At 60.4% G+C, this 1,783-nt stretch carries 2 protein-coding genes; both read right to left on the reverse strand.

The window, feature by feature from the left end:
- Positions 1-297: 297 nt before the first annotated feature.
- The gene (locus DBR23_RS06490) at positions 298-714 is read right to left on the reverse strand and encodes a F0F1 ATP synthase subunit epsilon (protein ID WP_015012216.1); all 417 of its coding nucleotides are present in this window, start codon (positions 712-714) and stop codon (positions 298-300) included.
- 75 nt (positions 715-789) lie between these two features.
- On the reverse strand, positions 790-1,783 hold a 994-nt coding region (gene atpD / locus DBR23_RS06495; RefSeq protein WP_108497688.1), incomplete at its 5' end, for a F0F1 ATP synthase subunit beta.

The raw sequence follows: 1,783 nt of genomic DNA on the forward strand, positions 1-1,783 counted from the left end.
TGTAATTGCCAGAGGCTCCATGCGGACCGCATGAGGGCTTTGTGAAAATTGCCAATGCAAAAGGCCGGGGCCCTGTGAGGGGCCCCGGCCTTTTTTAGTCTGGCGGGCAGCCGTTTCGTTTCGGAGCAGCGCTAAAAGTCACCGACCATCCACATCAAACGGAACTCATGGCAATCCACGGCTGGGGGGAGCGTATGCATCATGGCAAGGCCAATGCTGGAGGGCATCCACACGGCGCAGAAATAAAAAAACCCGGCATTGCCGGGTTTTTTGCCGCACAAGGGTGCTCGCAAAAGCTTACTTCTTCTGGCGGAACTTGCGCAGTGCCGCAATCTGGGCGGCCATAACAGCCAGCTCGGACTGGGCCTTGGCCAGATCGATGTCGCTCTTGGCGTTCTTGAGCGCTTCTTCGGCTGCAGACTTGGCTGCGTTGGCCTTCTCGTCGTCCAGGTCCTTGCCACGGATGGCGGTGTCGGACAGCACGGTCACGCAGTTGGGTTGCACTTCCAGAATGCCACCGGCCACGAAAACGAACTCTTCGCCACCGTCAGCCATTTCGATGCGCACCGAGCCCGGCTTGATGCGGGTGATCAGCGGGGTGTGGCGGGGGTAGATGCCCAGTTCGCCAGCTTCGCCGGGCAGAGCGACAAAACGCGCTTCACCGGAGAAGATGGACTCTTCGGCACTGACCACATCAACGTGGATGGTGTTCATCATTGCTCCTAGGAAAAGGTGGGTTGCTTGATTGCTGAAGGCCGCGCTGCCATGGGCTGCCCGGCCGACGGCTCATCAGGCCACCTTCTTGGCCTTTTCGAAGGCTTCGTCAATGGTGCCCACCATGTAGAACGCTTGCTCTGGCAGGTGATCGCATTCGCCGTTCACGATCATCTTGAAACCGCGGATGGTTTCCGACAGGGGAACGTACTTGCCTGGCGAACCCGTGAACACTTCGGCCACGTGGAAAGGCTGCGACAGGAAACGCTGGATCTTGCGAGCGCGGGCCACGGCCAGCTTGTCTTCAGGAGCCAGTTCGTCCATGCCCAGGATGGCGATGATGTCGCGCAGTTCCTTGTAGCGTTGCAGCGTACCTTGCACGGCGCGGGCCGTGGTGTAGTGGTCTTCGCCCACCACGTTCGGGTCCAGCTGGCGGCTGGTGGAGTCCAGAGGATCCACGGCGGGGTAGATACCCAGCGAAGCGATGTCACGCGACAACACCACGGTGGAGTCCAAGTGAGCAAACGTCGTGGCAGGCGATGGGTCGGTCAAGTCATCCGCTGGCACATACACGGCCTGGATGGAAGTGATCGAACCGACCTTGGTGGACGTAATACGCTCTTGCAGGCGGCCCATTTCTTCGGCCAGCGTAGGCTGGTAGCCCACGGCGGAAGGCATACGGCCCAGCAAAGCGGACACTTCGGTACCGGCCAGCGTGTAGCGGTAGATGTTGTCCACGAAGAACAGCACGTCACGGCCTTCGTCACGGAAGGATTCCGCGATGGTCAGGCCGGTCAGGGCCACGCGCAGACGGTTGCCTGGGGGCTCATTCATCTGGCCGTACACCATGGCGACCTTCGAGTCTTCGAGCTTCTCGAGGTTCACCACGCCGGAATCGGCCATTTCGTGATAGAAGTCGTTCCCTTCACGGGTTCGCTCGCCCACACCAGCGAACACCGACAGACCACTGTGGGCCTTGGCGATGTTGTTGATGAGTTCCATCATGTTCACGGTCTTGCCCACGCCAGCGCCGCCGAACAGACCCACCTTGCCGCCCTTGGCGAACGGG

Origin of the sequence: Acidovorax sp. HMWF018, from assembly GCF_003061035.1 — a bacterium.
Classification (GTDB): Bacteria; Pseudomonadota; Gammaproteobacteria; order Burkholderiales; family Burkholderiaceae_C; genus Acidovorax; species Acidovorax delafieldii.

Coding starts and splice junctions, on each gene's coding strand:
- DBR23_RS06490 (WP_015012216.1), bottom strand. CDS start 714: ATGAACACCATCCACGTTGATGTGGTCAGTGCCGAAGAGTCCATCTTC.